This window comes from Streptomyces sp. NPDC052225 (assembly GCF_040679615.1).
Lineage (GTDB): Bacteria > Actinomycetota > Actinomycetes > Streptomycetales > Streptomycetaceae > Streptomyces.
In genome coordinates, this window is record NZ_JBFAVD010000011.1 from 162158 (window position 1) to 186713 (window position 24556).

Genomic DNA, 24556 nt, shown 5'->3' on the forward strand with positions numbered 1-24556 from the left:
CCCGCGCTGCCCGCCGCCAACGTCGCACCCTGTGCGGACAGTTCGCGCCGGCGCGTCCATCCGCCGTAAACCGTTCCGTCCTGCGGCGCGGTGACCGCCCGGCTCCGGCGCCCTGGGGGTCCAATCTGACCATGTGGTACGCACATCAACCCGCCCGCAGGACACGGCAGATCATCGGTGACGGCGCGGCCCTCCTGTGGACCGCGGGGTGGGCCGTGACCGCGGCCGTCGCGCACCGGCTCTTCACCGCGGCGGCCCCGCACCCCCAGCCCCGCCTCCCCCTGCTCGGCCCCCGGATGAACGGCACCCTGCACGATGTCGCCCGGGCCGGTGACCGGCTCGCCGACGCCGCCCCCGCGGGCGCGGGCCCCGCGCAGCTGCTCGCGCTGGTCGCCGCAGGCGCCCTGTTCGCCGTACCGGTGGGGCTGCTGCTCGTGCTGTGGCTGCCGCGCCGGCTGCGCTGGGTGCGGCAGGCCGCCGCCGCCCGGGACCTCGCGGCCACCGAGGACGGCCGCGAACTGCTCGCGCTGCGCGCCCTGCTCCGTCCCCTCGACGAGGTAGGCCGCACCGCCGACGCGCTTCCCGACAGCACCCCGGGCAGCCTCGCCGAGGGCTGGCGCGAGGGCGACCCGGCGACCCTGGACGCGCTGGCCGCGGCGGAACTCGTACGGCTCGGGCTGCGCGCGGCGTGACGTACCGCGGGCCCGGGGAGCGGGCGCTGCCGATGCTGCTGGTGGCGATGCCGGCCGTCTCCCAGCAGTGGGCGCTCGACGAACTCCGGGACCCCCGGTTCACCTACCACCTGGCGTCGACCGGCCGGGAGGCGCTGCGCGATCTGTACCGGTACCGGCCGGACCTGCTGGTCCTGGGGATGTACCTGCGCGACCCCGGGCCCTGGGACGTGCTGCGCCGGGTGCGGGAGATGACCGAGGACCTGCGCGTCATGGTGATCGACCGCGACTACCGGGAGGCGGTCGCGGTGCGCGCCCTGGCGAGCGGGGCCGACGACTATCTGTGGGCCACCATGTCGCGGCCCTTCGGCAAGGCGCAGGTGCTCGCCCGCCTGCGCCGCGCCCGCCCCGTGGCCCCCGCCGCCCAGCTGATCGAGGACGGCCGCCTCAGCCTGGACGTCGTCACCCACGAGGCCTCGGTCGCCGGCACGTTCCTGCCGCTGACCCCGCTGGAGTTCGACGTCCTGGAGATCCTGGCCCGCAACCCCGGCCAGGTGCTCACCCCGGTCCAGCTCCTGGACCGGGTCTGGAAGAACCCGGCCGAGGGCAGCCCCGCCAAGGTCCGCTACGTCGTGCTGCGCCTGCGCCGCGCCTTCGAGAAGGCCACAGGATCCCCCGCCCCCATCGAGACGGTGCGCGGCGTCGGCTACCGCTACCGGCCGCCGCAGCAGCAATGACGTAGGACCCGGGTCCAACGACCCGAACCGCTCCTGACCTTCCGCCTGCCACATTCGTGCAACATTGAACCAACACGGCTGCCACACCACCGGCCCACAGTCGACGGCGTCGTACGGATTCCTCGTACGGCACGGACGACTGAGCAAGGGACGGCTCGGCAATGGCACTGGTCGCGGTGATCCCCGCACACGACGAACAGGACCGCATCGGCATCGCGCTCGCCGGACTGCGACAGCAGACCGTGCGGCCCGACCGGACCGTGGTCGTCGCCGACAACTGCACCGACGCGACCGAGGAGTTGGCGCGCGCGGCCGGCGCCGAGGTCTTCGTCACCGAGAGCAACCGGCACAAGAAGGCCGGCGCCCTCAACCAGGCCCTCGCCACCCTGCTTCCCGCGCTCGCCGACGACGACGCGGTCCTGGTCACCGACGCCGACTGCTCGCTCGACCCGGAGTTCCTCGCGGTCGCCCTCGACCACGTCGCCCTCGGCTACGGCGGCGTCGGCGGGGTCTTCCGCGGCGACGAGGGCGGTGGCTTCGTCGGCCACCTCCAGCGCAACGAGTTCGCCCGCTACGCCCGCGACGTCGCCCGCCTCGACGGCAAGTGCCTCGTCCTGACGGGCACCGCCGCCGTCTTCCCGGTCCGCGTCCTGCGCGAGATATCCGCCGCGCGGCTCGCGGCGACCCTGCCCACGGGCGACGGCGCGGGCGGCGTCTACGACACCACGGTCCTCACCGAGGACAACGAACTCACCTTCGCAGTCAAGCACTTGGGGTACGACGTCATCTCCCCGGCCGCGTGCACCCTGGTCACCGAGGTCATGCCGACCTGGCGCGCCCTGTGGCGCCAGCGGCTGCGCTGGAAGCGCGGCGCCGTCGAGAACTGCTTCCAGTACGGCCTGACCCGCGTCACCTGGCGCTACTGGGGCCGCCAACTCCTCACGTTCCTGGGCGTGTTGGTGACCTTCGTCTACCTGTCCACCCTCGTGTGGGCGCTCAGCACCGGCGGACTGCACATGCAGCTCTTCTGGCTGGCGATCACCGGCGTCTTCGTCGTCGAACGCGTCGTGACCGTACGGCTGCGCGGCTGGCGCCAGATGCTCGTCGCGGCCTCGATGTACGAGCTGGTCCTCGACTTCTTCCTCCAGGCCTGCCACGGCAAGGCGTACGCGGACGCGCTGCTGCGCCGCAAGAAGGCCTGGTAACTCCCCCACTTCCTCTTGCCTCTTGGAGCTCTCATGTACGACAACGTCTCCTCCGCCGCGGCCGCGGGCACCGTCGCCTCGGGCGGCACCCTCGCCGCGACCGGCGCCCAGGTGATGTGGCTGTTCCTCGCCGCGTTCGCGCTGATCGCGGTCGGTACGGCGATAGCCCGCATCGTGCCGCGCGGAAAGAAGTAGCGGCCGCACGCCAAGGCCCCCGGAACCGTGCGGTTCCGGGGGCCTTCGCCGTTCAGTGCCGTACGGGCGTCACGCCTGCGGCAGTCGCTCCAGCTGCGCCTGGATACGGGCGATGTCCTCGTCCGCCTTGGCCAGGCGCGCCCGGATGCCCTCGACGACCTTCTCGGGGGCCTTGCCGAGGAACTTCTCGTTGCCCAGCTTGCCCTCGGCCTGCGCCTTGTCCTTCTCGGCGGCGGCGAGGTCCTTGGCGAGGCGCTTGCGCTCGGCCGCCACGTCGATCGCGCCGGACAGGTCGAGCGCCACCTCGGCGCCGGCCACCGGCAGGGTGGCGGTGGCCGCGAAGCCCTCGCCCTCCTCCTGGAGCTTCAGGAGCTGACGGATCGCCGGCTCGTGCGGGGCGAGCGCGGTGCCCGCCAGGGTCAGGCGGGCCGGGACGCGCTGGCCCGGCTTCAGACCCTGCTCGCCCTTGAAGCGGCGGACCTCGGTGACGACCTGCTGGACCGTCTCGATCTCCCGCTCGGCGGCCTCGTCGCGGAAGCCGGAGTCCTTCGGCCAGTCGGTGACGACGATCGACTCGCCGCCGGTCAGCGTCGTCCACAGCGTCTCCGTGACGAACGGGACGACCGGGTGGAGCAGACGCAGCGTCACGTCGAGGACCTCGCCGAGGACACGGCCCGAGACCTTGGCCGGCTCGCCGCCCGCCATGAACGTCGTCTTCGACAGCTCGACGTACCAGTCGAAGACCTCGTCCCACGCGAAGTGGTAGAGGGAGTCGCTGAGCTTGGCGAACTGGTAGTCGTCGTAGAAGGCGTCGACCTCGGCGACCGTCTTGTTGAGCCGCGACAGGATCCAGCGGTCCGTCGCCGTCATCTCGGACGGGTCGGGCAGCGGGCCCTCGATCGTCGCGCCGTTCATCAGCGCGAAGCGGGTCGCGTTCCAGATCTTGTTCGCGAAGTTGCGCGACGCCTGGACCCAGTCCACGCCGATCGGCACGTCCGCGCCCGGGTTGGCGCCGCGGGCCAGCGTGAACCGGACGGCGTCCGAGCCGTACTCGTCCATCCAGTCGAGGGGGTCGACCGCGTTCGGGTTCGACTTCGACATCTTCTTGCCGAACTCGTCGCGCACCAGACCGGTCAGGGCGACCGTCTTGAACGGGATCTGCCCGTCCATCGAGTAGAGGCCGAACATCATCATCCGGGCGACCCAGAAGAAGATGATGTCGTGCCCGGTCAGGAGCACATCGGTCGGATAGAACTTCGCGAGGTCCTCGGTCTCCTCCGGCCAGCCCAGCGTGGAGAACGGCCACAGACCGGACGAGAACCAGGTGTCGAGGACGTCCTCGTCCTGCGTCCAGCCCTCGGCCTCGGTGCCCGGCGGCTGCTCGTCGGGACCGACGCAGACGACCTGGCCCTCGGGGCCGTACCAGACGGGGATGCGGTGGCCCCACCACAACTGCCGGGAGATGTTCCAGTCGTTGAGGTTGTCGACCCAGTCGAAGTACCGCTTCTCCATCTCCTTGGGGTGCAGGGTGACCCGCCCGTCGCGGACCGCGTCACCGGCGGCCTTGGCGAGCGTCTCGACCTTGACCCACCACTGGAGCGAGAGGCGCGGCTCGATGGTGGTCTTGCAGCGCGAGCAGTGACCGACGCTGTGCACGTACGGGCGCTTCTCGGCGACGATCCGGCCCTGCTCGCGCATCGCGGCGACGATCGCCGAGCGCGCCTCGAACCGGTCGAGGCCCTCGAACGGTCCGGACACGGTGATGACCGCCCGCTCGTCCATGACGGTCAGGGTCTCGAGGTTGTGGCGCTGCCCGATCGCGAAGTCGTTCGGGTCGTGCGCGGGCGTGACCTTCACGGCGCCGGTCCCGAACTCGGGGTCGACATGCGTGTCGGCGACGACCGGGATCGTCCGGTCGGTCAGCGGCAGCTTGATGCGCTTGCCGATGAGGTGCGCGTACCGCTCGTCGTCCGGGTGGACGGCGACGGCGGTGTCACCGAGCATCGTCTCGACGCGGGTCGTGGCGACGACGACGGTGTCGTCGCCCTCGCCATACTTCAGCGAGACCAGCTCGCCGTCGTCGTCCTGGTAGTCGACCTCGATGTCCGAGATGGCCGTCAGACAGCGCGGGCACCAGTTGATGATGCGCTCGGCGCGGTAGATCAGACCGTCGTCGAACAGGTCCTTGAAGATCTTCTGAACGGCGCGGGACAGGCCCTCGTCCATGGTGAACCGCTCGCGCGACCAGTCGAGACCGGCGCCAAGTCGCTTGAGCTGCCCGAGGATCCGGCCGCCGTACTCGTTCTTCCACTGCCAGGTCTTCTCGACGAAGGCCTCGCGGCCGATGTCGTGCCGCGACTTGCCCTCCTCGGCGAGCTGCTGCTCGACCTTGTTCTGCGTCGCGATACCGGCGTGGTCCATGCCCGGCAGCCAGAGCGTCTCGTATCCCTGCATGCGCTTGCGGCGCGTCAGGGCGTCCATGAGCGTGACCTGGTACGCGTGGCCCAGGTGGAGCGCGCCCGTGACGTTCGGCGGCGGGATGACGATCGTGTACGGCTCCTTGTCGCTCTTGGCGTCAGCCGTGAAATAGCCCCGGTCCACCCAGCGCGCATACAGCGTCCCCTCTACCTCGGCCGGCGCGTACTGGGTCGGCAGTTCGGAGGTGGGCGCTGGGTTCTGCTGCTGAGAGTTCTCGGTCACGGGCCCAGTTTAGAGGGGTCACAAGCCTGTACTGAAACCGAATCCGGTGGCCCGGACCGCACGTGCGTACGTCAGGATGTCGGAAGCACATAAACCTCGGGAGGGAACCCCAGTAATGAGCCACAACCAGCCGGGCCCGTACGGAGGCCAGCAGCCCCAGCAGCCCGGGCCTTACGGCCAGCAGCCGCAGCAGGGCCCCTACGGCCAGCAGCCCCAGGCTCCGCAGCCCGGCTACGGGTACCCGCAGCAGGCCCCGCAGGGCGTCCCGCCGCAGCAGCCGGGCGCCTACCCGGGCCAGCAGCCGGGCGGCTACAGCCAGCCCCAGCAGCCCGGCCCCTACGGCCAGCAGCCGCAGCAGGCCCCGTACGGCCAGTACCCGCCGGCGCCTCCGGCGGGCGGCGGCAAGAAGAAGACCGGCATCATCATCGCGGCGGTCGCGGTCGTGGCGGCGATCGGCGTGGGCGCGTACTTCATGTTCGGCGGGGGCGGCAGCGCGTCGGTGGCGGACGACGGCGCGCACAAGCTGACGACGCCGGCGACGGTTCTCGGTGAGTACAAGAAGGACACCAAGGACAACGACGGCTTCGACGAGCAGGACATGAAGGACGCCGAGAAGGACGGCCTGAAGAACGGCAAGCCGGTCTCCGCGTCCTACCAGGCCGGGGACAAGTCCAACCCGCTGGCCGGCAAGATGCTCCAGTTCCAGGGCGCCTACGGCGAGATCGACGACCCGGAGAAGCTCGTCGACGGCATGTTCGAAAAGGGCGCGCTGGAGATGGCCAAGGACAGCGGCGACGACGGCAAGGTCACCTTCGTCGGTGACCCCACCGACTACAGCACCGACGACGTCGTCCTGAAGTGCCAGGACGTCAAGATCGAGAACACCGGTTCCTCGGCCGGCACCAGCGGTGCCCCCAAGGTGATGCACATGCCGGTCTGCATCTGGAGCGACCACAGCACCATGGCCATGGTCATGTCCGCCGAGATCACGGACATGATGGCCGGCAAGACCCCGGACCTGAAGGCGGCCTCCGACATCGCCGCCAAGCTCCGCAAGGAGATCCGCGTCCCCGCATGACGGACGCCCGGACATGACGAGGGGCCCCGGTCGGACATCCGACCGGGGCCCCTCTGCGTCAACTGCCGTACGGCTACGCGGACTTCTGCTCGCCGCTGCCCGTACCCCGCACGTCGCGCGGAATCAGCGTCGGGTTCACGTTCGAGTGAACGGCCTCTGCCGTGATGACGACGCGGGCGACGTCCTTGCGGGACGGGACCTCGTACATCACCGACTGGAGGACTTCCTCCATGATGGCGCGCAGGCCGCGCGCGCCGGTGCGGCGCAGGATCGCCTGGTCGGCGATGGCCTCCAGGGCCTCGCGCTCGAAGTCCAGCTCCACGCCGTCGAGTTCGAAGAGGCGCTGGTACTGCTTGACCAGTGCGTTGCGCGGCTCGACGAGGATCTGGAGCAGAGCCTCACGGTCCAGGTTGTGCACGGACGTGATGACGGGGAGACGGCCGATGAACTCCGGGATCATCCCGAACTTCACCAGGTCCTCCGGCATGACCTCCTGGAACTGGTCCTTCTCCTCCAGCTCGCGCTTGGAGTGGATCGTCGCGCCGAAGCCGATGCCCTTGGCGCCGGCCCGCGACTCGATGATCTTCTCCAGACCGGCGAAGGCGCCGCCCACGATGAACAGCACGTTCGTCGTGTCGATCTGGATGAACTCCTGGTGCGGGTGCTTGCGTCCGCCCTGCGGCGGCACGGAGGCGGTGGTGCCCTCCAGGATCTTGAGCAGCGCCTGCTGGACGCCCTCGCCACTCACGTCACGCGTGATCGACGGGTTCTCCGACTTGCGGGCCACCTTGTCGATCTCGTCGATGTAGATGATCCCGGTCTCGGCCTTCTTGACGTCGTAGTCGGCCGCCTGGATCAGCTTCAGGAGGATGTTCTCGACGTCCTCGCCGACGTAGCCCGCCTCGGTGAGCGCCGTGGCGTCGGCGATCGCGAACGGCACGTTCAGCATCCGCGCCAGCGTCTGGGCCAGCAGCGTCTTGCCCGAGCCCGTGGGGCCCAGCAGCAGGATGTTGGACTTCGCGAGTTCGATCGCGTCCTCGCGGCTCGCCGCTCCGCCGTTCTCACCGGCCTGGACGCGCTTGTAGTGGTTGTAGACCGCGACCGAGAGCGCCTTCTTGGCGGCTTCCTGGCCTACGACGTAACCCTCGAGGAATTCGTAGATCTCGCGCGGCTTCGGGAGCTCCTCCCACCGCACTTCGCTCGTCTCGGCGAGCTCTTCCTCGATGATCTCGTTGCAGAGGTCGATGCACTCGTCGCAGATGTATACGCCGGGACCTGCGATGAGCTTCTTGACCTGCTTCTGGCTCTTGCCACAGAACGAGCACTTGAGCAGATCGCCGCCGTCACCGATGCGTGCCACGAGGTGCTTCCCCTTCGCCTGGGAGACGCCACGTTCAGCGGCTCCTGGTGCCTGTATCCGACGGTACCTTGCCGGGCCCCCCGTTCGGGCCCCCCTTGGCACGGTTCACTTTGACGTGAACCGCGCCAGGGGATGGCAGACGATACAGCCCGCGCTTACGCGATCGCCTCGTTGTTCATCTTGCGCGTCGAGATGATCTGGTCGACCAGGCCGTACGCCAGGGCGTCCTCGGCCGTGAGGATCTTGTCGCGCTCGATGTCGTCGCGGATCTTCTCGATCGGCGTCGTCGAGTGCTTGGCCAGCATCTCTTCCAGCTGCGTACGCATCCGGAGGATCTCGTTGGCCGCGATCTCCAGGTCGGAGAGCTGCTCACGGCCGGTGCCGCCGGAGGGCTGGTGGATCAGCACGCGGGCGTTCGGCAGCGCCATGCGCTTGCCCGGGGTGCCGGCGGCGAGCAGGACGGCGGCCGCGGAGGACGCCTGACCCATGCAGACCGTCTGGATGTCCGGCTTCACGAACTGCATCGTGTCGTAGATGGCCGTGAGGGCCGTGAACGAGCCGCCGGGGCTGTTGATGTAGATGGAGATGTCGCGGTCCGGGTCCATCGACTCCAGGCACAGCAGCTGCGCCATGACGTCGTTGGCGGACGCGTCGTCGATCTGCACGCCGAGGAAGATCACGCGCTCCTCGAAGAGCTTCGCGTACGGGTCGTACTCGCGCACGCCCTGCGAGGTGCGCTCGACGAAGCGCGGGATCACGTAGCGGTTGTCGACCTGCGGACCCTGGTACAGGCCGCTGCCGGGGATGTTGTTCATGGTCGGTGTTCCGTCCTGGTGAGGGTGGGCTGGGTGGCTGTGCCGGGGGGTGATCGCGATGATCAGGCCCCGGTACCGCCGCCGCCCGGAACGCCCGTAGCGGCAGTGATGATCTCGTCGATGAGGCCGTACTCCTTGGCCTCCTCGGCCGTGTACCAGCGGTCGCGGTCACCGTCACGGATGATCGTCTCGATGGTCTGGCCGGAGTGCTCGGCCGTGATCCTCGCCATGCGGTGCTTGGTACGAAGCAGGTACTCGGCCTGGATCTTGACGTCCGAGGCGGTACCGCCGATGCCGGCGGAGCCCTGGTGCATCAGGATGTCGGTGTTCGGGAGCGCGAAGCGCTTGCCCGCGGTGCCACCGGTCAGCAGGAACTGGCCCATCGAGGCGGCCATGCCCATGCCGATGGTGACGACGTCGTTCGGGATGTACTGCATGGTGTCGTAGATCGCCATGCCGGCCGTCACCGAGCCACCGGGGCTGTTGATGTAGAGGAAGATGTCCTTGTCCGGGTCGGCGGCAAGGAGCAGCATCTGCGCGGTGATCTTGTTGGCGATGTCGTCGTCGACCTGCTGGCCGAGGAAGATGATCCGCTCGCCGAGCAGCCGGTTGTAGACATGGTCGCCGAGGCCACCGCCGATGGACGGCTCTCCGGCGGCGGAAGGCATCTGAATCGTCACGTATCCACCTGCTCGTCTCTGACGGCTACGCGCCGTCTCGCGTCTCTAACTGAGGCCGGGCCCCTCACTCGGGGACTCCCCTGCCCTCGTATTCATGGACCCTAACGCGCGGGTCCCTCCGGGGAATCCCGCGAAGGGAACTGTTCGCTGTGAGCGCAGGTGGGGGTCGGCCCCGGGCAGGGGCGCGACAGGCCCCCGGGACGGTGTCCCGGGGGCCTGTCGCGTGACTACAGGGAGGCTCAGGCCTCCTTGGTCTCCTCGGCCTCGGCCTCGGTGGACTCGGTGGCGGCCTCGACGGTCTCCGCCGACTCCTCCTCGTCGTCCTCGAGGTCGACGATCTCGCCGTTGGTGTCCTTGACCGTGGCGGCCTCGACGACCACCGCGAGGGCCTTTCCGCGGGCGACCTCGCCGACGAGCATCGGCACCTGGCCACCCTCGACGACGGCCTGGGCGAACTGGTCGGGGGACATGCCGGAGGAGGCGGCGCGACGCATGAGGTGCTCGGTGAGCTCCTCCTGGTTCACGTTCAGCTTCTCCTTGTTGACGAGCTCGTCCAGGACGAACTGCGTCTTGATGCCCTTGACGGCCTGCTCGCGCGTCTCGGCGTCGAACTCCTCGACCGTCTTGCCCTGGATCTCGAGGTACTTCTCGATGTCCAGGCCCATCTGGCCGAGCTGGTGGTGCTCCAGGTTGTGCTTGCGGGTGTTGACCTCGTCCTCGAGGAGCTTCTCGGGGACGGGGACCTCGACGAGCTCCAGGAGCTTCTCGAGGACGCGCTCCTGGGCCTGCGTGGCCTGGTCGTACTGCTTCATGTTCTCGAGGCGCTTGCGGCTGTCGGCCTTCAGCTCGTCGAGGGTGTCGAACTCGGAGGCGAGCTGGGCGAACTCGTCGTCCAGGGCCGGGAGTTCACGGGCGGCGACCTGGGTGACCTTGACGGTGACCTCGGCGTCCTTGCCCTCGGCGCTGCCGCCCTTGAGCTGGGAGGTGAAGGTGGCCTCGCCACCGGCCTCCAGGCCCTTCACGGCGTCGTCGATGCCGTCGAGCAGCTCGCCCGAGCCGATGGTGTAGGAGACGCCGGACGCGACGCCGTCCTCGAGGACCTCGCCCTCGACCTTGGCCTCGAGGTCGATCGTCACGACGTCGCCGTCCTCGGCGGCGCGCTCGACCGGGGAGGTCGAGGCGAAGCGGTCGCGCAGCTGCTCGACCGACTTCTCGACGTCCTCGTCGGTGACCTCGACCGCGTCGACCTCGACCTCGATGCCGGAGTAGTCCGGGATCTCGATCGCCGGGCGGACGTCGACCTCGGCGGTGAAGTTCAGCGTCTCGCCGTCCTTCAGCTCCGTGATGTCGACCTCGGGCTGGCCCAGGACGTTCAGCTCGGCCTCGTTGACGGCCTCGGTGTAGAACTTCGGAAGCGCGTCGTTGACGGCCTCTTCGAGGACCGCACCGCGGCCGAACCGCTGGTCGATGACTCGGGCCGGGATCTTGCCCTTGCGGAAGCCCTTCACCGTGACCTGCTGGTTGATCTTCTTGTACGCCGCGTCGAGGCTGTCCTTGAGCTCCTCGAAGGGCACCTCGATGCTGAGCCGAACCCGGGTCGGGTTCAGGGTCTCCACGGCGCTCTTCACGGTTCGGTCTCCTTGGGGGCTGACTTCTTGGGTTCTGCCCGGCTTAGAGACACACGGGCATGCAGCTTGCATAGTAACGGCACGCCGCAGCGCACCCACAATGCGATCTTGATTCCCGGTTCGGTGAGGATGCCCGGATGCGGTCGGCGGCCGTGTGCCGCGGCGACAACGCTGGTCGGGGTGGCGGGATTTGAACCCACGGCCTTCCGCTCCCAAAGCGGACGCGCTACCAAGCTGCGCCACACCCCGTCGGTGCGACACGTAGGGTACATGCCCGCAGGCAGTGCGGCGCCCGCATTGCGGGGCCCTCGACGGGGGCCGGCAATGGGGTGTGCGGACGGGGGCCTGGACCCGCTACGATGCCTGCGTGCCGTGGTCACCGACCTGCGGCGCGCTCCGTGCGGGCGTAGCTCAATGGTAGAGCCCTAGTCTTCCAAACTAGCTACGCGGGTTCGATTCCCGTCGCCCGCTCTTCAGAACAAGGCCTCCGGGCCGGTTCCGCTCGCCGCGGACCGGGCCGGGGGCTTTTTCGTGTCCCCCGGCCTGGGTCTCAGAATTTGATCGCGCTGATGCTGTCCGCGACGGAGTTGAGGAAGTTGTTGATCGCAGGCGCCATTCCGGTCGAGGCCAGGAAGAAGCCGAAGAGGACCGCCACCACGGCAGGTCCCGCCTTGATCGAGCCGCCGCGCATCAGCACCACGAGGACGATCGCCAACAACAGCACCACTGACAGCGAAATGGCCACACTGATCACACCCTAGGTCGGTCCGCTCTCCCGGCCCGGGGGGCACAGCCCCGCACACCCCCCGCCAGAACCATCGTGCCACCAACACGGCCTCCGTATGCGGTCGGTGACGCATCGTCGGCCACGCGCGCGTGGGGGCGCGAGGCCCGCGCGCCCTTGGGGCGCATGAGCCGCGCACGTCGGCGGGGGCGCGGGGGCGCCCGGGGAGGCGCGGAATTCGGCTTGATCGTTTCTATTGGCGCACATGCGGCCCACACGTGCCCCTCGCATGGTCCGCGCACGCCGCTCGCGGTTTTCCCGCACTTTCTCCTTGAGTACGACACAGCGAATTCACGGGAATTCGGCGGCTCATTAATGCCGCCCGCCGATTCCGGCCTATCGGGCATATCGACGTAGTCAGTCGCGGGCGTTATGCGCCGTTTAAGAGGGATTAGAGGTGCGATAACGGACAGATCGGCAATGAGGGGCCGTCGTACGACTCTCTTTCGGCTCCATGTCGACTTTGCCGAATCCTGGGTACCCGGGGTCGATAAGGAGGAATCGAGTTGAGGGTTTTACGGAATCCCGCGGGCACCGCTAGGGTGCCTCAGATGTTCGACACTGCCTTGATCCCCACCGGCGCAGTGCGGTCCCCGGTCGTCCCCCCTCGTTCCTGGTGGGAGGGCCTGTGACCAACTCGCTGTACCCGCACGGCTCGCACCGCAGCCCGCTGCCCCCGGCCGCGCGGCCCGCGAGCCCAGTCCCCCCGCCCCCTGCCCCCGCTTCCACCACCGCTCCCGCGCCGGCCCCCGCTCAGGCCGCCGCCCCCAAGCCCAGGCAGCGGGACGCGTTCTTCGACAACGCCAAGTACCTGGCCATCGTCTTCGTCGCGATGGGCCACTGCTGGGAGCCGCTGACCGACGGCAGCCGTACCGCCGAAGCGCTGTACATGACCGTCTACACGTTCCACATGCCGGCGTTCATCCTGATCTCCGGCTACTTCTCGCGCAGCTTCGACATGCGGCCCGACCGGCTGCGCAGGCTGATCACCGGTGTCGCGGTGCCGTACGTGCTGTTCGAGATCGCGTACACCCTCTTCAAGCGGACCGCGGGGGACGACCCCTCGTACCCGATCAGCCTGCTCGACCCCTGGTACCTGACGTGGTTCCTGGTCGCGCTGTTCGTGTGGCGGCTGACCACGCCGCTGTGGAAGATCATCCGCTGGCCGATCCCGGTGGCGGTCGCCGTCGCCGTGCTCGCCTCGGTCTCCCCCGAACTCGGGGACGACCTGGACCTCCAGCGCGTCCTTCAGTTCCTGCCCTTCTTCGTGCTCGGCCTGTTCATGAAGCCGGAGCACTTCCAGCTGGTGCGGCGGCGCGAGGTGCGGATCCTGTCCGTGCCGATCGTGCTCGGCGCGCTCGCCCTCGCGTACTGGGCCGGGCCCCGGATGACGTCCGCCTGGTTCTACCACCGGGACAGCGCGCAGGAGCTGGGCGCCCCGTGGTGGGCCGGTGTCGTGATGACCCTTGCGCTGTTCGGCTGCTCGATCGTGCTCACCGCGTGCTTCTTCGCGTGGGTGCCGCGGCGCAAGATGTGGTTCACGGTGCTCGGCGCCGGGACCCTGTACGGGTACCTGCTGCACGGGTTCCTGGCGAAGGGCTCGCGCTTCTGGAACTGGTTCGACGCGGACTGGGTCCACACGCCGGCCGGTCAGATCGCCGTCACCGTGGTCGCCGCGGCCGTCGTCACGGTGCTGTGCACACCGCCGGTCCAGCGGATCTTCCGGTTCGCCATGGAGCCGAAGATGGAGTGGGCGTTCAAGAAGGACCCCGCCGAGGTGGCGCGGGCCCGGGCCCGCGCCTAGTCCTCAGTCGGTGAGTCTTTGAGGCCCAGGAGGGCGCGCATCGTCGCGTACTTCCGGGTCAGGCGGGCCCGGGTCGGTTCGTCCAGGACCGCGAGGCGGGCCGGGTCCGCGTTGTGTGCGAGGTCCGACTCCTTCACCAGGCGGGCCCCCGGGGTGGCGAGAATGCGCTGCGCGTACGCCTCCGGGGGCTCGCCCTTGTGTTTGGTGAGGGCCAGGACGATCGCCTTGGTCTGCTCCGGGAGTGCGGCTTCGGACAGCCAGGCGGGGGTGAGGGCGTCGTCCTCGATGGCGTCGTGGAGCCAGGCCGCGGCGATCTGCTCCGCGGTTCCGCCGCGCCTTCGTACTCCGTGGGCCACGGCTTCCAGGTGTTCTGCGTAGGGGCGGCCGGCCTTGTCGGTCTGGGTCGCGTGGGCTCGGCGGGCCAGGGCTTCTACCTCGGGCAGGGTCAGCATGGCGTTGACCTTAGGGGTGTAGAGCCGCCTGGGCGTCTGCCGTGTGCGGTTGCACGGCGGGTGCCGCTTTCGTCGTGGTTGCTCGCGCAGTTCCCCGCGCCCCTTAAGGGGCTGTCCTCAAGGCCCACTTTGCGGGGAAGGTTGTTGCTGCCAGGCCCAGGCACAGGGCTGTGCCTGCGAAAGCGGCGTAGAGGGCGGGTGGGATGTGGGGGGCCTGGCCTGTGAGGCCGGTCATCATGGGGATCAGGGTGGCCAGGGCGATTCCTGTGCCGAGGGTCACTCCCGCGCCCGCCACGAGGAGGGCTTCCCAGCGGAGCATGCGCAGGATCTGGCGGCGGGTCGAGCCGATGAGGCGGAGGGTGCCCAGTTCGCGGCGGCGGTCGAGGACCGTCATCGCGAGGGTGTTGACCGCGGCGATCGCCGCGAAGCCGCCGAGGACCGCCGCCATGGTGGTGTTGGCCCAGGCGTTCATCTCGCGGTCGAGGGACCGGGCGGTGGTGTAGTCGGCGCGGGCGAGGGGGGTGCCGATGCGGGCGAGGCCCTCGCCCGTGCCGCCCTTCGTCCAGACCTCCGTGTCGTACGGGTTGGTGACGTGGCCCGTCAACGCCGCGCGCGGGAGGGTGACTTGGGGCATGCCGAGGCCGCGTTCGTACGTCGCCGAGACCGTCGGGGCCGCCTTGGTGCCGTCGGGGAGGCGGAGGCTGAGCTTGTCGCCGACGCCGACGTGGGCGGCGTGGGCGAGGGTCGCGTCCAGGGCCACCGTGCCGGGGTCCGCGAGGTCGAGGGTGCCGTGGGTGACCTTGAGGTCCTGGACCCGGGCGAAGTCCTCGGCGGTGCCGGTGACGGCCTGGGTGGAGGCCGACTGCAGTTCGGAGCTCGCCGGGACGAGGACGGCGGTGTTGAGGATGCCGACGGCGGAGGTGACGCCGGGGGTCCTGGCCGCCTCGGCGGCCGCGCCGGGGGCGAGGCCCGTGTCGGACGTGACGATGTGGTCGGCGGTGATGGCCGCCTTCTGCTGGTCGGCCGCGACGTTGTCCTCGCTGGTGTGCATGAAGACGAGGACCGACGAGAAGGCCATGGCGAGCACGATCGGGGTGATCGCGGAGGCCAGACGGCGGGCGTTGGCACGGGAGTTGGCGGCCGCGAGCGAGGCGGACGCGCCCGCGCCGCGCAGCGGGAGGCCGAAGAGCGCGGCGCACAGCCGGGCCACGAGCGGGCCGAGCAGCGCCACCGCGAGCATGAAGCACATGACGATGCCGAGCGCGGTGTTGGCCGCGTCGTCACCGGTCAGGTTGGCGGCGACGAAGGAGAGGACCAGGCCGCCGACCGCCGCCGCGATGCCGAGCGGGGTGCGGATCCAGCCGACGCGCAGCCGTTCCACCGACGCCTCGGCCAGGGCCTGTCCCGGCTTGATGCGCGACGGGCGGCGGGCCGCCAGGTATCCGGCGAGCAGGCCGGTGAGGAGGGCCGTGCCGACGGCTGCTGTGAGGGGGATCCAGGAGACTGCCAGGTCGACCGCCTGCGGGACGGCGCCCTTGGCCTGGAGCTGTCCGAACCACCAGCGGGCCAGGGCGATGCCGGGCAGGCAGCCGAGGGCTCCGGCGAGCGGGGCGACGAGGAGGGTCTCGGTGGCGATGGAGCGGCGGATCTGGCGCGGGGTGGTGCCGATCGCGCGCAACAGGGCGTACTCGCGGGCGCGTTGGCCGACGGAGAGGGCGACGGCGCCGGCCGCGGTGAACACGGCGACCATGGTGGCGATGCCGCCGAACGAGCCGCCGATCCCGACCAGCATCTCCTTGGCGTAGGCGAGCGTGGAGTCCTCGACGGCGCCGCGGTCGTCGCCGGTGTGGACCTTGGCGCCGCCCGCGCCCGAAGTGGCCTTCTCCACCTGCGACTTGAGGGTGCCGGTGGAGACGCCGGCCTTGGGCCAGACGGCGACCGCGTCGACGCGTCCCGGGTGCCCTGACACGCGTACGGCCTCGGTGTCGGTGAACCAGGCGCCGGGGGCGGTCGTCGTGCCGGAGACGCGGTAGGTGTGGGGACCGTCGGGGGTGGTGAGGGTGACGCGGTCGCCGAGCGCGGCACCGGAGAGCACGACCTCGCCCGCGCGCGGGACGGCGCCCGCGGTCAGCTTGTCGCCGGTGAAGGCGGTGGAGCCCCAGTTGTGGGCGTCGAGCGCCTTGCCGTCGCGCTGGACGGGGAAGGTGACGTCGGCGACGGCCTCACGGGCGCCGGGGGCCGAAGCCGCCTTCGCCACCACGGAGTCGGGGATACGGGCGCGGTCCGGGAGCGGGACGGCCTCGTCCTCGCGGTCCTCTCCGGAGCCGGTGATGTGGTGGGCGCTCTGGTCGGCGGCAACGAGCACCGGGGCGCCCGCGTAGCGCTCCGGCGGGACCGAGGCGCGCAGGCCCGTCTCCAGGAGGATGCCGCACGCCGAGACGATCAGGGCGGACATCAGCAGGGCGACGAACGTGCCGACGAAGGCGGCCGGCTTGAAGCGGAGGGCGGAACGGGCGAGGCCGTTGGGGCGCAGCGACATCAGGCGGCCGCCCCTACCGGCGTGCGGACGGTCAGGGTGCGCATGCGGTGGGCGATGCGGTCGGCGCCCGCCCCTTCCAGGTGGTCGACGATCGCGCCGTCGGCGAGGAACAGGACCCGGTCCGCGTAGGCGGCGGCCGCCGGGTCGTGCGTGACCATGACGACGGTGGCGCCCATCCGGTCGACGGCGTCGCGCAGAAGTCCCAGGATCTCGGCGGCGGTTGTGGTGTCGAGGGCGCCGGTCGGCTCGTCGGCGAAGATCACGTCGGGCCGGGTGACGAGCGCGCGGGCGATGGCGACGCGCTGCTGCTGGCCGCCGGAGAGCTCGCCGGGACGGCGCCGGCCCTTGTCGCCGAGGCCGACGCGGGCCAGGACGTCGGCGGCGCGGCGCCGGTCGGGGCGCTCGCCCGCGAGGCGCATCGGGAGCAGCACGTTCTGTTCGACGGTGAGCGAGGGCAGCAGGTTGAACGCCTGGAAGACGAAGCCGAGGCGGGTGCGGCGCAGGGCGGTGAGCTTGTTCTCGCTCATGCCGGTGATGGTGGTGCCGCCGAGCGCGACGGTCCCCTCGGTGGGGCGGTCCAGGCCCGCGGCGCACTGAAGGAACGTGGACTTGCCGGAGCCGGACGGGCCCATCACCGCGGTGAACGAGCCGGTGGGCAGGGCGAGTTCGATCCCGCGCAGGGCGTGCACGGTCCCGCTGCCGCGGCCGTACCTGCGGCGGACTCCGCGCAGTTCGACCGCCCAGTTCCCGGTGGCGGGCGTCGCCGCCCCCTCCTGGTGGTGCCGCTTCTTGCGCAGGCCCATGGTCGCCCTCTCGTACGTGATCGATCGCCTTGTGCGCCGATGTCTCGAACGTACGGATCCGGAGGGTCCCGCAGCCATGAGGGCGGCTGGCGGATCCGGGGTGGGGTTATCCCCCACCAGGGCCTTCCGGCCCCTCTTCCCGGTCCTTTGGTAAGCTAACTATTGACGCTTTCTTGACGTTCTCTTTACCAAGACTCTCAGCTACGGCTCTTCACCAAGGAGGAACGGGCCCATCGGACACGCAGACACCTTGATAGCCATGGGTGGCGCCTTTCTCGCCGCCGCCGTCCTCGCCCGCCTCGGCGGGCGCATCGGACTTCCCACCATCCCTCTGTTCATCCTGGCCGGCATCCTGCTCGGCCCGCACACACCGGGCGTCGTGCTCGTCTCGGACCCGCACGACCTGGAGATGCTCTCCGCACTCGGCCTGGTGCTGCTGCTCTTCTACCTCGGCCTCGAGTTCCACATGGACGACCTCAAGGCGGGCGGCCGCAAGATGGCCGTCGCCGGCGGGACGTACCTCGCCCTGAACGTCGGCGCCGGCCTCGGTTTCGGATTCGCCCTCGGCTGGGGCACCTCCGAAGCTCTGGTCCTCGCCGGGGTGCTCGGCATCTCGTCGTCCGCGATCGTGACCAAGGTCCTCGTCGACACCGGGCGGCTCGGCAACCCGGAGACCAAGCCGATCCTCGGCATCATCGTGGTCGAGGACGTCTTCCTCGCGCTGTACCTGGCGGCGCTCCAGCCGATCCTGTCCGGGGCCGACTCACTGGCCGCGGCGGTGCTCGACGGCGGGAAGGCGTTCGGGTTCCTGCTGCTGCTCGCGCTCGCGGCACGGTTCGGGACGCGGGTCGTGGGGCGGCTGTTCGACGTGAAGGACGACGAGCTGCTCGTCATCTCGTTCCTCGGCGCGGCGGTGTTCGTCGCGGGGGTCTCCGAGTGGTTCGGGGTCGCCGACGCGATCGGGGCGTTCATGGTCGGGCTCATGCTCGGGTCGACCGCGTCCGGGGAGCGGATCCGGAAACTGGTGCATCCGCTGCGGGACGCGTTCGGGGCGATCTTCTTCTTCGCGTTCGGGTTGTCGATCGATCCCGGGGATCTGCCGAGTGTGGTGTGGCCCGTGCTGGCCGCTGTCGCGGTGACGCTGGTGATGAATGTGCTGGCCGGGCTGGGGGCGGCTCGGGTGTACGGGTTCGGGAGCGGGCCCGCGGCCAATATCTCCACGACGCTGTTGGCTCGGGGGGAGTTCGCGTTGATCCTCGCGACGATGGCGGCGGGGGCCGGGCTCGATGCGCGGCTGTCTCCGTTCATCGCGGGGTATGTGCTGGTGCTCGCCGTTCTCGGGCCGCTGGCGGCGGGGCGCTCCGCTTGGCTGGCCCGGGTTTTGCGGGCCGGGGTCTAGCGGCGGCTCGCCGCGGCTTCAGCGGTTCGTCGCCGGGTGCAGGTTCGGTGGGGCTGGCCGCGCAGTTCCCCGCGCCCCTAGAAGGCATGCGCTGCGCGCAGCCTACATCGGGGAACCGCGCGGCCAGCCACGACGAAAGCCGCAGCCGCACACCCGCCGACGCCGGACGGCGCTACGCGTCCCGGCAGATCAGCAGCAGAGCCCTGTCGTCGTTCACGTCCTTGGCCACCGCCTCGATGAGATGCCAGGCCGCGCCGTGGAACCCCCCGGTGACATAGCGGTCCGCCTCGCCGGTGAGGCGGTCCATGCCCTCCGCGATGTCGCGTTCCGACGTCTCGACGAGGCCGTCCGTGAAGAGCATCAGGACATCGCCGGGCCGCAGCGTGCCCTTCGTCGCGTCGAACTCGGCACCGTCGTAGACGCCGAGGAGCGGCCCTTCCGCGGCCTTCTCCTCCCAGCGGCCCGAACCCGCGCTGAGCTGAAGGCCCGGCGGGTGGCCCGCCGAGTAGAGCTCGTAGTCGCCGGATTCGAGGTCGAGGACGAGGTGGATGGAGGTCGCGAAGCCCTCGTCCCAGTCCTGGCGGAGCAGGTAGCCGTTGGCGGCGGGGAGGAAGGCGTGCGGCGGGAGCGAGCCGAGGAGGCCGCTGAAGGCGCCGGCGAGGAGCAGCGCGCGCGAGGCCGCGTCCATGCCCTTGCCGGAGACGTCGGTGAGGACGACTTCGAGGGTGCGGCCGTTGTTGGTGCGGGCGGCGACCACGAAGTCGCCGGAGAACGACTGGCCGCCGGCCGGGCGCAGCGCCATCTCGCGGTGCCAGCCGGGCGGGAGTTTGGGCAGGCGTGACTGGGTACGGATCCGCTCACGCAGGTCGAAGAGCATCGTGCCGCCGCGCCGCCAGGGCACGCCGACGCGGCTGCGGAACTGCGCTATCAGGAGGCCGAAGAAGCCGCAGGCCGCGACCGTGAGGACGGTGCCCGGCGTGACCGCGGCCGCGTGCTGCGAGTAGGGGCCGAGCTGGACCGACTCCACTATCAGGGCCGTCGCGGCGGCCGCGTACAGGCCGAGCAGGCTCGCGGGGCGCAGCAGCAGGCCGCCCGCGACGATCGGCAGGACCAGGACGGACGGCGAGCACCAGACCGGGTTGAGGATCGTGCCGCACGCGATCAGCGGCACCGTGATCAGGAGTCCGGCGAGCGCGATCCAGTCCGAGCCGTCGCCGCGGAAGTAGTCGACACCGGATCTGCGCACGGCGGTGCGGACCCGGTGCATACGCATCTTCATCCGGGCCGGAAACGTCTCGGCCTCCGCGCGCTGCTCGCGCCCGCGCCGCTCTCTTCGTACCGCCATTGCTCGTGGACCTTATCCGTGGAGCCTCCGACTGTGCACAGGAGGTCCCACTTGTCCCCCTTTCCGGGCATCAAAATGTCTCGCCCCGCGCCGGGTCCCCTGGTAGGGATGGCATATGACGACCGACCTGCGCACGCTGCGCCGCGACGAGTGGGAACACTGGTACTCCAGGCTTGAGTTGGCCTTCGGAGGGGTCGCGGAGCCGCCGCAGGAGCGGCAGCTGTGGGACGACCTGACCGAGCTCGACCGCTCGTACGGCGTGTGGGACGGGGACGAGTGCGTGGGCACCGCGGGCGCCTTCTCGTTCCGGGTCTCGGTCCCCGGCGGCGCCTTCGTGGACGCCGCGGGCGTGACGATGGTCACCGTCGCGGCGACGCACCGGCGGCGCGGCATCCTGACCTCGATGATGCGGCGCCAGCTCGACGACCTACGGGCCGGGGGCGAGCCCCTCGCCGTCCTGACGGCGTCCGAGCCCGCGATCTACGGACGGTTCGGGTACGGCATCGCGACCCGGCAGGCGGCACTGACCATCGACTCGACGCGCGTACGGATCCACGCCCCGGCCGGCACGGACGACGTACGGCTGCGGTTCGTGGACGCCGCCGAGGCCGCCGGGCGGTGCGAGGCCGTGTATCTGCGCACGGTCGGCACCCGGCCCGGGATGATCGCCCGCACGCCCGGCTGGGAGCGGCTGCCGCTGCTCGACGACGAGCAGAACCGCGGCGGCGCGTCGCCGCTGCTGTGCGTGGTCGCCGAGCGGGCCGGGGAGACGGTCGGGTTCGCCCGCTTCCACAACAAGCCGCAGTCCGCGCACTCCGTGCCGCACGGCCGGATCCAGGCGCGGGACGTCACGGCGCTCGACCCTGCGGCGTACGCGGCGCTGTGGCGGTTCCTGTGCGACATCGACCTGACGGAGACCGTGGAGGCCCGCAACCGGCCGGTCGACGACCCGGTCCTCTCGCTGGTCTCCGACATCCGGCGCTGCGAGGTGCGGGTGCGCGACTCCCTGCACGTACGGCTCGTGGACGTGGGCGCCGCGCTCGAAGCCCGTACGTATCTCGCCCCCGTGGACGTGGTGTTCGAGGTGGAGGACGCCTTCTGCCCCTGGAACCAGGGGCGTTGGCGGCTGTCCGGGGACGCCAAGGGCGCGTCCTGCGAGCGGACCGAGGAGCGGGCCGATCTCGCCCTGTCCGTAAGGGAGTTGGGCGCGGCGTATCTCGGCGACGTGTCACTGGCCGAGCTGGCCGGGGCCGGGCGGGTGCGCGAGCTGCGGCAGGGGGCGCTCGCCGAGGCGTCCGTGGCGTTCGGGTCGGTCGTCGCGCCCTGGCTGCCGCACGGGTTCTAGCGGGTGCGGGGCGGCTGGCAGGTCGGGCACCAGAAGAGATTGCGGGCCGCGAGTTCCGCCGTACGGATCTGCGTTCCGCACAGGTGACAGGGCTGCGGCGCGCGGCGGTACACGTAGACCTCGCCGCCGTGGTCGTCCACGCGGGGCGGGCGGTTCATCGCCTCGGGGGTGTGCTCGGGGCGGACCGTGTCGATGCGGTTCGCCCGGACGCCGTCGCGCATGAGCGCCACCAAGTCGTCCCAGATCGCGGTGAATTGGGGTTCCGTGATCGACCGGCCCGGGGTGTACGGGTCGATGCCGTGCCGGAAGAGGACCTCCGCGCGGTAGACGTTGCCGACGCCCGCGATGACCTTCTGGTCCATGAGCAGCGCCGCGATCGTCGTACGGCTGCGGGAGATACGGGCGTACGCCTTCTCGGGGGTGTCCGCGGCGCGCAGCGGGTCGGGGCCGAGGCGGTCGTGTATCGCCTGCTTCTCGGCGTCCGTGATCAGGGCGCAGGTGGTGGGGCCGCGCAGGTCCGCGTAGTGCGCGGCGTTGGCCAGGCGCAGGCGGACGGTGTCGGTGGGCGGCGGGGCGGGGGTGTCGCCGAGGGTGTACTTGCCGAAGAGGCCGAGGTGGATGTGGACCCAGGTGTCGGCTCCGCCGAAGCCGAGGAAGAGGTGCTTGCCGTGGGCCTCGGTGCGGGTCAGCTTCTGGCCGGTGAGGAGCGCTGCCGCGTCGGAGAACTTGCCCTGGGGGCTGGTGACCGTCGTCTTGCGGCCCGCGAACCGGTCGGCGTGATCCTGGGCCAGGCGGTGGATGGTGTGGCCCTCGGGCACGGCATTTCCTCTCGGGGCGGGCATGGCAACGGCGATTGAGGCGCGGGTCGCGGGGCTCTGCCCCGGGCCCCGCTCCTCAATCGCCGGAGGGGCTTACTTGTCCTGCGGGTGGTGGGGCGGGATCGCCGGGAGCTCGCCCGTCTCCTCGTACCGCGACAGCATGTCGATGCGGCGCTGGTGGCGCTCCTCGTTGGAGTACGGCGTCGACAGGAAGATCTCGACGAACTTCGTCGCCTCCTCCTGGGTGTGCATCCGGCCACCGATGGAGATCACGTTCGCGTCGTTGTGCTCGCGGCCGAGCGCGGCCGTCTGCTCGCTCCAGGCGAGGGCGGCACGGACGCCCTTGACCTTGTTCGCGGCGATCTGCTCACCGTTGCCGGAGCCGCCGATCACGATGCCGAGGGACTCGGGGTCCGCCGCCGTCCTCTCCGCGGCGCGGAGGCAGAACGGGGGGTAGTCGTCCAGGGCGTCGTAGATGTGGGGCCCGCAGTCGACGGGCTCGTGGCCGTGGGCCTTGAGCCACTCGACGAGGTGGTTCTTGAGTTCGTAGCCGGCATGATCCGAGCCGAGGTACACGCGCATGGGTCCGAGTGTGGCACGCCGGGGGCCGGGTAGCAGCGTCCGGGTGCGGCGTCGGAGGGGGCGCGGGCCCGTGAGGGGGTTGACGTGCTGTTGACAACAATCCGGACTCAAGCCTTCCGCCTGCGCCGCCCGCGTGCCTTCAATGCGACCGCACGTTGACACCAGACGTAAGGACCCGTGCATGACCACGCAGTCATCCCCCACCACGGACGCCGTACCGGGCACCCCTCCGGAGAACGGCGGCGACGGCCTCAAGGCAGGGCTGAAGAACCGGCACCTGTCCATGATCGCCATCGGTGGAGTGATCGGCGCCGGCCTCTTCGTGGGCTCCGGTTCCGGTATCGCGGCCGCAGGGCCCGCCATCCTCATCTCGTACGCACTCGTCGGCGCCATGGTCGTCTTCGTGATGCGGATGCTGGGTGAGATGGCCGCCGCCCGGCCGACCTCCGGCTCCTTCTCCGCCTACGCCGACCAGGCCCTCGGCCGCTGGGCCGGCTTCTCCATCGGCTGGCTCTACTGGTTCTTCTGGGTCGTCGTGCTCGCGGTGGAGGCCACGGCCGGAGCCAAGATCCTCAACGGGTGGATACCCGGGGTCCCGCAGTGGGGCTGGGCGCTGATCGTGATGGTCGTGCTCACCGCCGTGAACCTCGCGGCCGTCGGCTCGTACGGCGAGTTCGAGTTCTGGTTCGCGGGGATCAAGGTCGTCGCCATCGGCGCGTTCGTGGTCGTCGGCCTGCTCGCCGTCTTCGGTGTGCTGCCGGGTTCGGACAATCCGGGCAGCGGGCTCGCGCATCTGACGGACGCGGGCGGGTTCTTCCCCAAGGGGCCCGGCGCGATCCTCACCGGTGTGCTGATGGTCGTCTTCTCCTTCATGGGCTCCGAGATCGTCACGCTCGCCGCCGGGGAGTCGGAGGACCCGCAGAAGGCCGTCACCAAGGCCACGAACTCGGTGATCTGGCGTATCGGCATCTTCTACCTGGGCTCGATCTTCGTCGTGCTCACGCTGCTGCCGTGGAACGACAAGTCGATCGTCGACGAGGGCTCCTACGTCGCCGCCCTGAACTCCATCGGCATCCCGCACGCCGGCCAGGTCATGGACGTCATCGTGCTGACCGCCGTGCTGTCCTGCCTCAACTCGGGCCTGTACACCGCCTCCCGCATGGCGTTCTCGCTCGGGCAGCGCGGTGACGCGCCGAAGGCGTTCGCGAAGACCACGTCGCGCGGTGTGCCGCGGACCGCGATCCTCGGGTCCGTCGTCTTCGGCTTCCTGGCCGTGTGGTTCAACTACCAGTGGCCGGACACCGTCTTCAACTTCCTGCTGAACTCCTCCGGAGCCGTCGCACTGTTCGTGTGGCTCGTCATCTGCTTCACGCAGCTGAGGATGCGCGGGATCATCCTGCGCGAGACGCCGGAGAAGCTCGTCGTGAAGATGTGGCTGTTCCCGTATCTGACGTGGGCGACGATCGCGGCGATCTCGTTCGTGCTGGTGTACATGCTGACGGATGACGCCGGGCGGGAGCAGGTGTTGCTGTCGTTGCTGGTGGCCGCGTTCGTGGTCGGGTTCTCGCTGGTACGGGATCGGGTGCAGCGCGTTCAGAAGTGACCCGGTGTCGGGG

At 70.2% G+C, this 24556-nt stretch carries 21 protein-coding genes and 2 tRNA genes; 10 read left to right on the forward strand and 13 right to left on the reverse strand.

All coding sequences use genetic code 11. The features are described from left to right. Positions 1 to 131 precede the first annotated feature (131 nt). From AB0L37_RS18580 to AB0L37_RS18595, 4 genes are all read left to right on the forward strand, one after another. Complete coding sequence (locus AB0L37_RS18580) at positions 132 to 692, forward strand: hypothetical protein (RefSeq protein ID WP_365506038.1); 561 nt, start codon at positions 132 to 134, stop codon at positions 690 to 692. Next, positions 689 to 1408, forward strand: a complete 720-nt coding sequence (locus AB0L37_RS18585; protein ID WP_365506041.1) for a response regulator transcription factor — start codon at positions 689 to 691, stop codon at positions 1406 to 1408. The genes AB0L37_RS18580 and AB0L37_RS18585 overlap by 4 nt, the downstream gene beginning before the upstream one ends. A gap of 161 nt (positions 1409 to 1569) precedes the next feature. Then, complete coding sequence (locus AB0L37_RS18590) at positions 1570 to 2613, forward strand: glycosyltransferase family 2 protein (protein WP_365506044.1); 1044 nt, start codon at positions 1570 to 1572, stop codon at positions 2611 to 2613. A 33-nt stretch (positions 2614 to 2646) separates the two neighbouring features. Continuing rightward, positions 2647 to 2808: a hypothetical protein gene (locus tag AB0L37_RS18595; RefSeq protein ID WP_365506046.1), complete on the forward strand. Its 162-nt coding sequence runs from the start codon at positions 2647 to 2649 to the stop codon at positions 2806 to 2808. Positions 2809 to 2877: 69 nt separating this feature from the next. Here AB0L37_RS18595 and AB0L37_RS18600 read toward each other — a convergent pair whose 3' ends face one another. Continuing rightward, complete coding sequence (locus AB0L37_RS18600) at positions 2878 to 5508, reverse strand: valine--tRNA ligase (protein WP_365506049.1); 2631 nt, start codon at positions 5506 to 5508, stop codon at positions 2878 to 2880. A 115-nt stretch (positions 5509 to 5623) separates the two neighbouring features. Between AB0L37_RS18600 and AB0L37_RS18605 the strand changes: the two genes are divergently transcribed. Next, positions 5624 to 6586, forward strand: a complete 963-nt coding sequence (locus tag AB0L37_RS18605) for a hypothetical protein (protein WP_365506052.1) — start codon at positions 5624 to 5626, stop codon at positions 6584 to 6586. A gap of 73 nt (positions 6587 to 6659) precedes the next feature. Here the strand turns inward: AB0L37_RS18605 and clpX are convergent, their stop codons facing one another. The 5 genes from clpX to AB0L37_RS18630 form a co-directional block, all read right to left on the reverse strand. Next, on the reverse strand, positions 6660 to 7946 hold the full coding sequence (clpX, locus tag AB0L37_RS18610) for an ATP-dependent Clp protease ATP-binding subunit ClpX (RefSeq protein ID WP_365506055.1): 1287 nt from the start codon (positions 7944 to 7946) through the stop codon (positions 6660 to 6662). Positions 7947 to 8101: 155 nt separating this feature from the next. Further along, positions 8102 to 8761 (reverse strand): ATP-dependent Clp protease proteolytic subunit, encoded by a 660-nt coding sequence (locus tag AB0L37_RS18615; protein ID WP_365506058.1) that lies wholly within the window; start codon positions 8759 to 8761, stop codon positions 8102 to 8104. Positions 8762 to 8823: 62 nt separating this feature from the next. Further along, positions 8824 to 9429, reverse strand: coding sequence for an ATP-dependent Clp protease proteolytic subunit (locus AB0L37_RS18620; protein ID WP_365506229.1), 606 nt, complete (start codon positions 9427 to 9429; stop codon positions 8824 to 8826). Positions 9430 to 9680: 251 nt separating this feature from the next. Further along, on the reverse strand, positions 9681 to 11069 hold the full coding sequence (gene tig, locus AB0L37_RS18625) for a trigger factor (RefSeq protein WP_365506061.1): 1389 nt from the start codon (positions 11067 to 11069) through the stop codon (positions 9681 to 9683). Between the two features lie 172 nt (positions 11070 to 11241). After that, positions 11242 to 11318, reverse strand: a tRNA-Pro gene (locus AB0L37_RS18630). Between the two features lie 151 nt (positions 11319 to 11469). Here AB0L37_RS18630 and AB0L37_RS18635 point away from each other — a divergent pair. After that, a tRNA-Gly gene (locus AB0L37_RS18635) sits at positions 11470 to 11540 on the forward strand. Between the two features lie 79 nt (positions 11541 to 11619). Here the strand turns inward: AB0L37_RS18635 and AB0L37_RS18640 are convergent. Next, positions 11620 to 11814 carry a hypothetical protein gene (locus tag AB0L37_RS18640; RefSeq protein WP_207822950.1) on the reverse strand — a complete coding sequence of 65 codons (195 nt, stop codon included), beginning with the start codon at positions 11812 to 11814 and terminating at the stop codon, positions 11620 to 11622. Positions 11815 to 12481: 667 nt separating this feature from the next. On the opposite strand from AB0L37_RS18640, the gene AB0L37_RS18645 reads away from it, so the two are divergent. Beyond that, positions 12482 to 13657, forward strand: coding sequence for an acyltransferase family protein (locus tag AB0L37_RS18645; RefSeq protein WP_365506064.1), 1176 nt, complete (start codon positions 12482 to 12484; stop codon positions 13655 to 13657). Here the strand turns inward: AB0L37_RS18645 and AB0L37_RS18650 are convergent. The 3 genes from AB0L37_RS18650 to AB0L37_RS18660 all read right to left on the reverse strand — a co-directional run bounded on the left by AB0L37_RS18650 (position 13654) and on the right by AB0L37_RS18660 (position 17451). Next, positions 13654 to 14109 carry an HD domain-containing protein gene (locus tag AB0L37_RS18650; protein ID WP_365506067.1) on the reverse strand — a complete coding sequence of 152 codons (456 nt, stop codon included), beginning with the start codon at positions 14107 to 14109 and terminating at the stop codon, positions 13654 to 13656. The genes AB0L37_RS18645 and AB0L37_RS18650 overlap by 4 nt on opposite strands. 103 nt (positions 14110 to 14212) lie before the next feature. Next, entirely contained in the window at positions 14213 to 16648 is a 2436-nt protein-coding gene (locus tag AB0L37_RS18655) for an FtsX-like permease family protein (protein ID WP_365506070.1), read from the reverse strand. Continuing rightward, a complete protein-coding gene (locus AB0L37_RS18660) occupies positions 16648 to 17451 on the reverse strand; it encodes an ABC transporter ATP-binding protein (RefSeq protein ID WP_365506073.1) in 804 nt (267 codons plus the stop codon). The genes AB0L37_RS18655 and AB0L37_RS18660 overlap by 1 nt, the downstream gene beginning before the upstream one ends. 259 nt (positions 17452 to 17710) lie before the next feature. Between AB0L37_RS18660 and AB0L37_RS18665 the strand changes: the two genes are divergently transcribed. Beyond that, positions 17711 to 18850, forward strand: a complete 1140-nt coding sequence (locus AB0L37_RS18665; RefSeq protein WP_365506076.1) for a cation:proton antiporter — start codon at positions 17711 to 17713, stop codon at positions 18848 to 18850. A gap of 172 nt (positions 18851 to 19022) precedes the next feature. On the opposite strand, the gene AB0L37_RS18670 is transcribed toward AB0L37_RS18665, so the two are convergent. After that, positions 19023 to 20195, reverse strand: coding sequence for a PP2C family protein-serine/threonine phosphatase (locus AB0L37_RS18670; RefSeq protein ID WP_365506079.1), 1173 nt, complete (start codon positions 20193 to 20195; stop codon positions 19023 to 19025). A 115-nt stretch (positions 20196 to 20310) separates the two neighbouring features. Between AB0L37_RS18670 and AB0L37_RS18675 the strand changes: the two genes are divergently transcribed. After that, entirely contained in the window at positions 20311 to 21540 is a 1230-nt protein-coding gene (locus AB0L37_RS18675; RefSeq protein ID WP_365506082.1) for a GNAT family N-acetyltransferase, read from the forward strand. Here the strand turns inward: AB0L37_RS18675 and AB0L37_RS18680 are convergent. Next, positions 21537 to 22358: a DNA-formamidopyrimidine glycosylase family protein gene (locus AB0L37_RS18680; protein ID WP_365506085.1), complete on the reverse strand. Its 822-nt coding sequence runs from the start codon at positions 22356 to 22358 to the stop codon at positions 21537 to 21539. The two genes, AB0L37_RS18675 and AB0L37_RS18680, sit on opposite strands and share 4 nt — an antisense overlap. Before the next feature lie 93 nt (positions 22359 to 22451). Next, positions 22452 to 22940, reverse strand: coding sequence for a ribose-5-phosphate isomerase (locus AB0L37_RS18685; RefSeq protein ID WP_365506088.1), 489 nt, complete (start codon positions 22938 to 22940; stop codon positions 22452 to 22454). Positions 22941 to 23121: 181 nt separating this feature from the next. Between AB0L37_RS18685 and AB0L37_RS18690 the strand changes: the two genes are divergently transcribed. Then, complete coding sequence (locus AB0L37_RS18690) at positions 23122 to 24543, forward strand: amino acid permease (protein WP_365506091.1); 1422 nt, start codon at positions 23122 to 23124, stop codon at positions 24541 to 24543. The last annotated feature ends 13 nt before the right edge of the window (positions 24544 to 24556 follow it).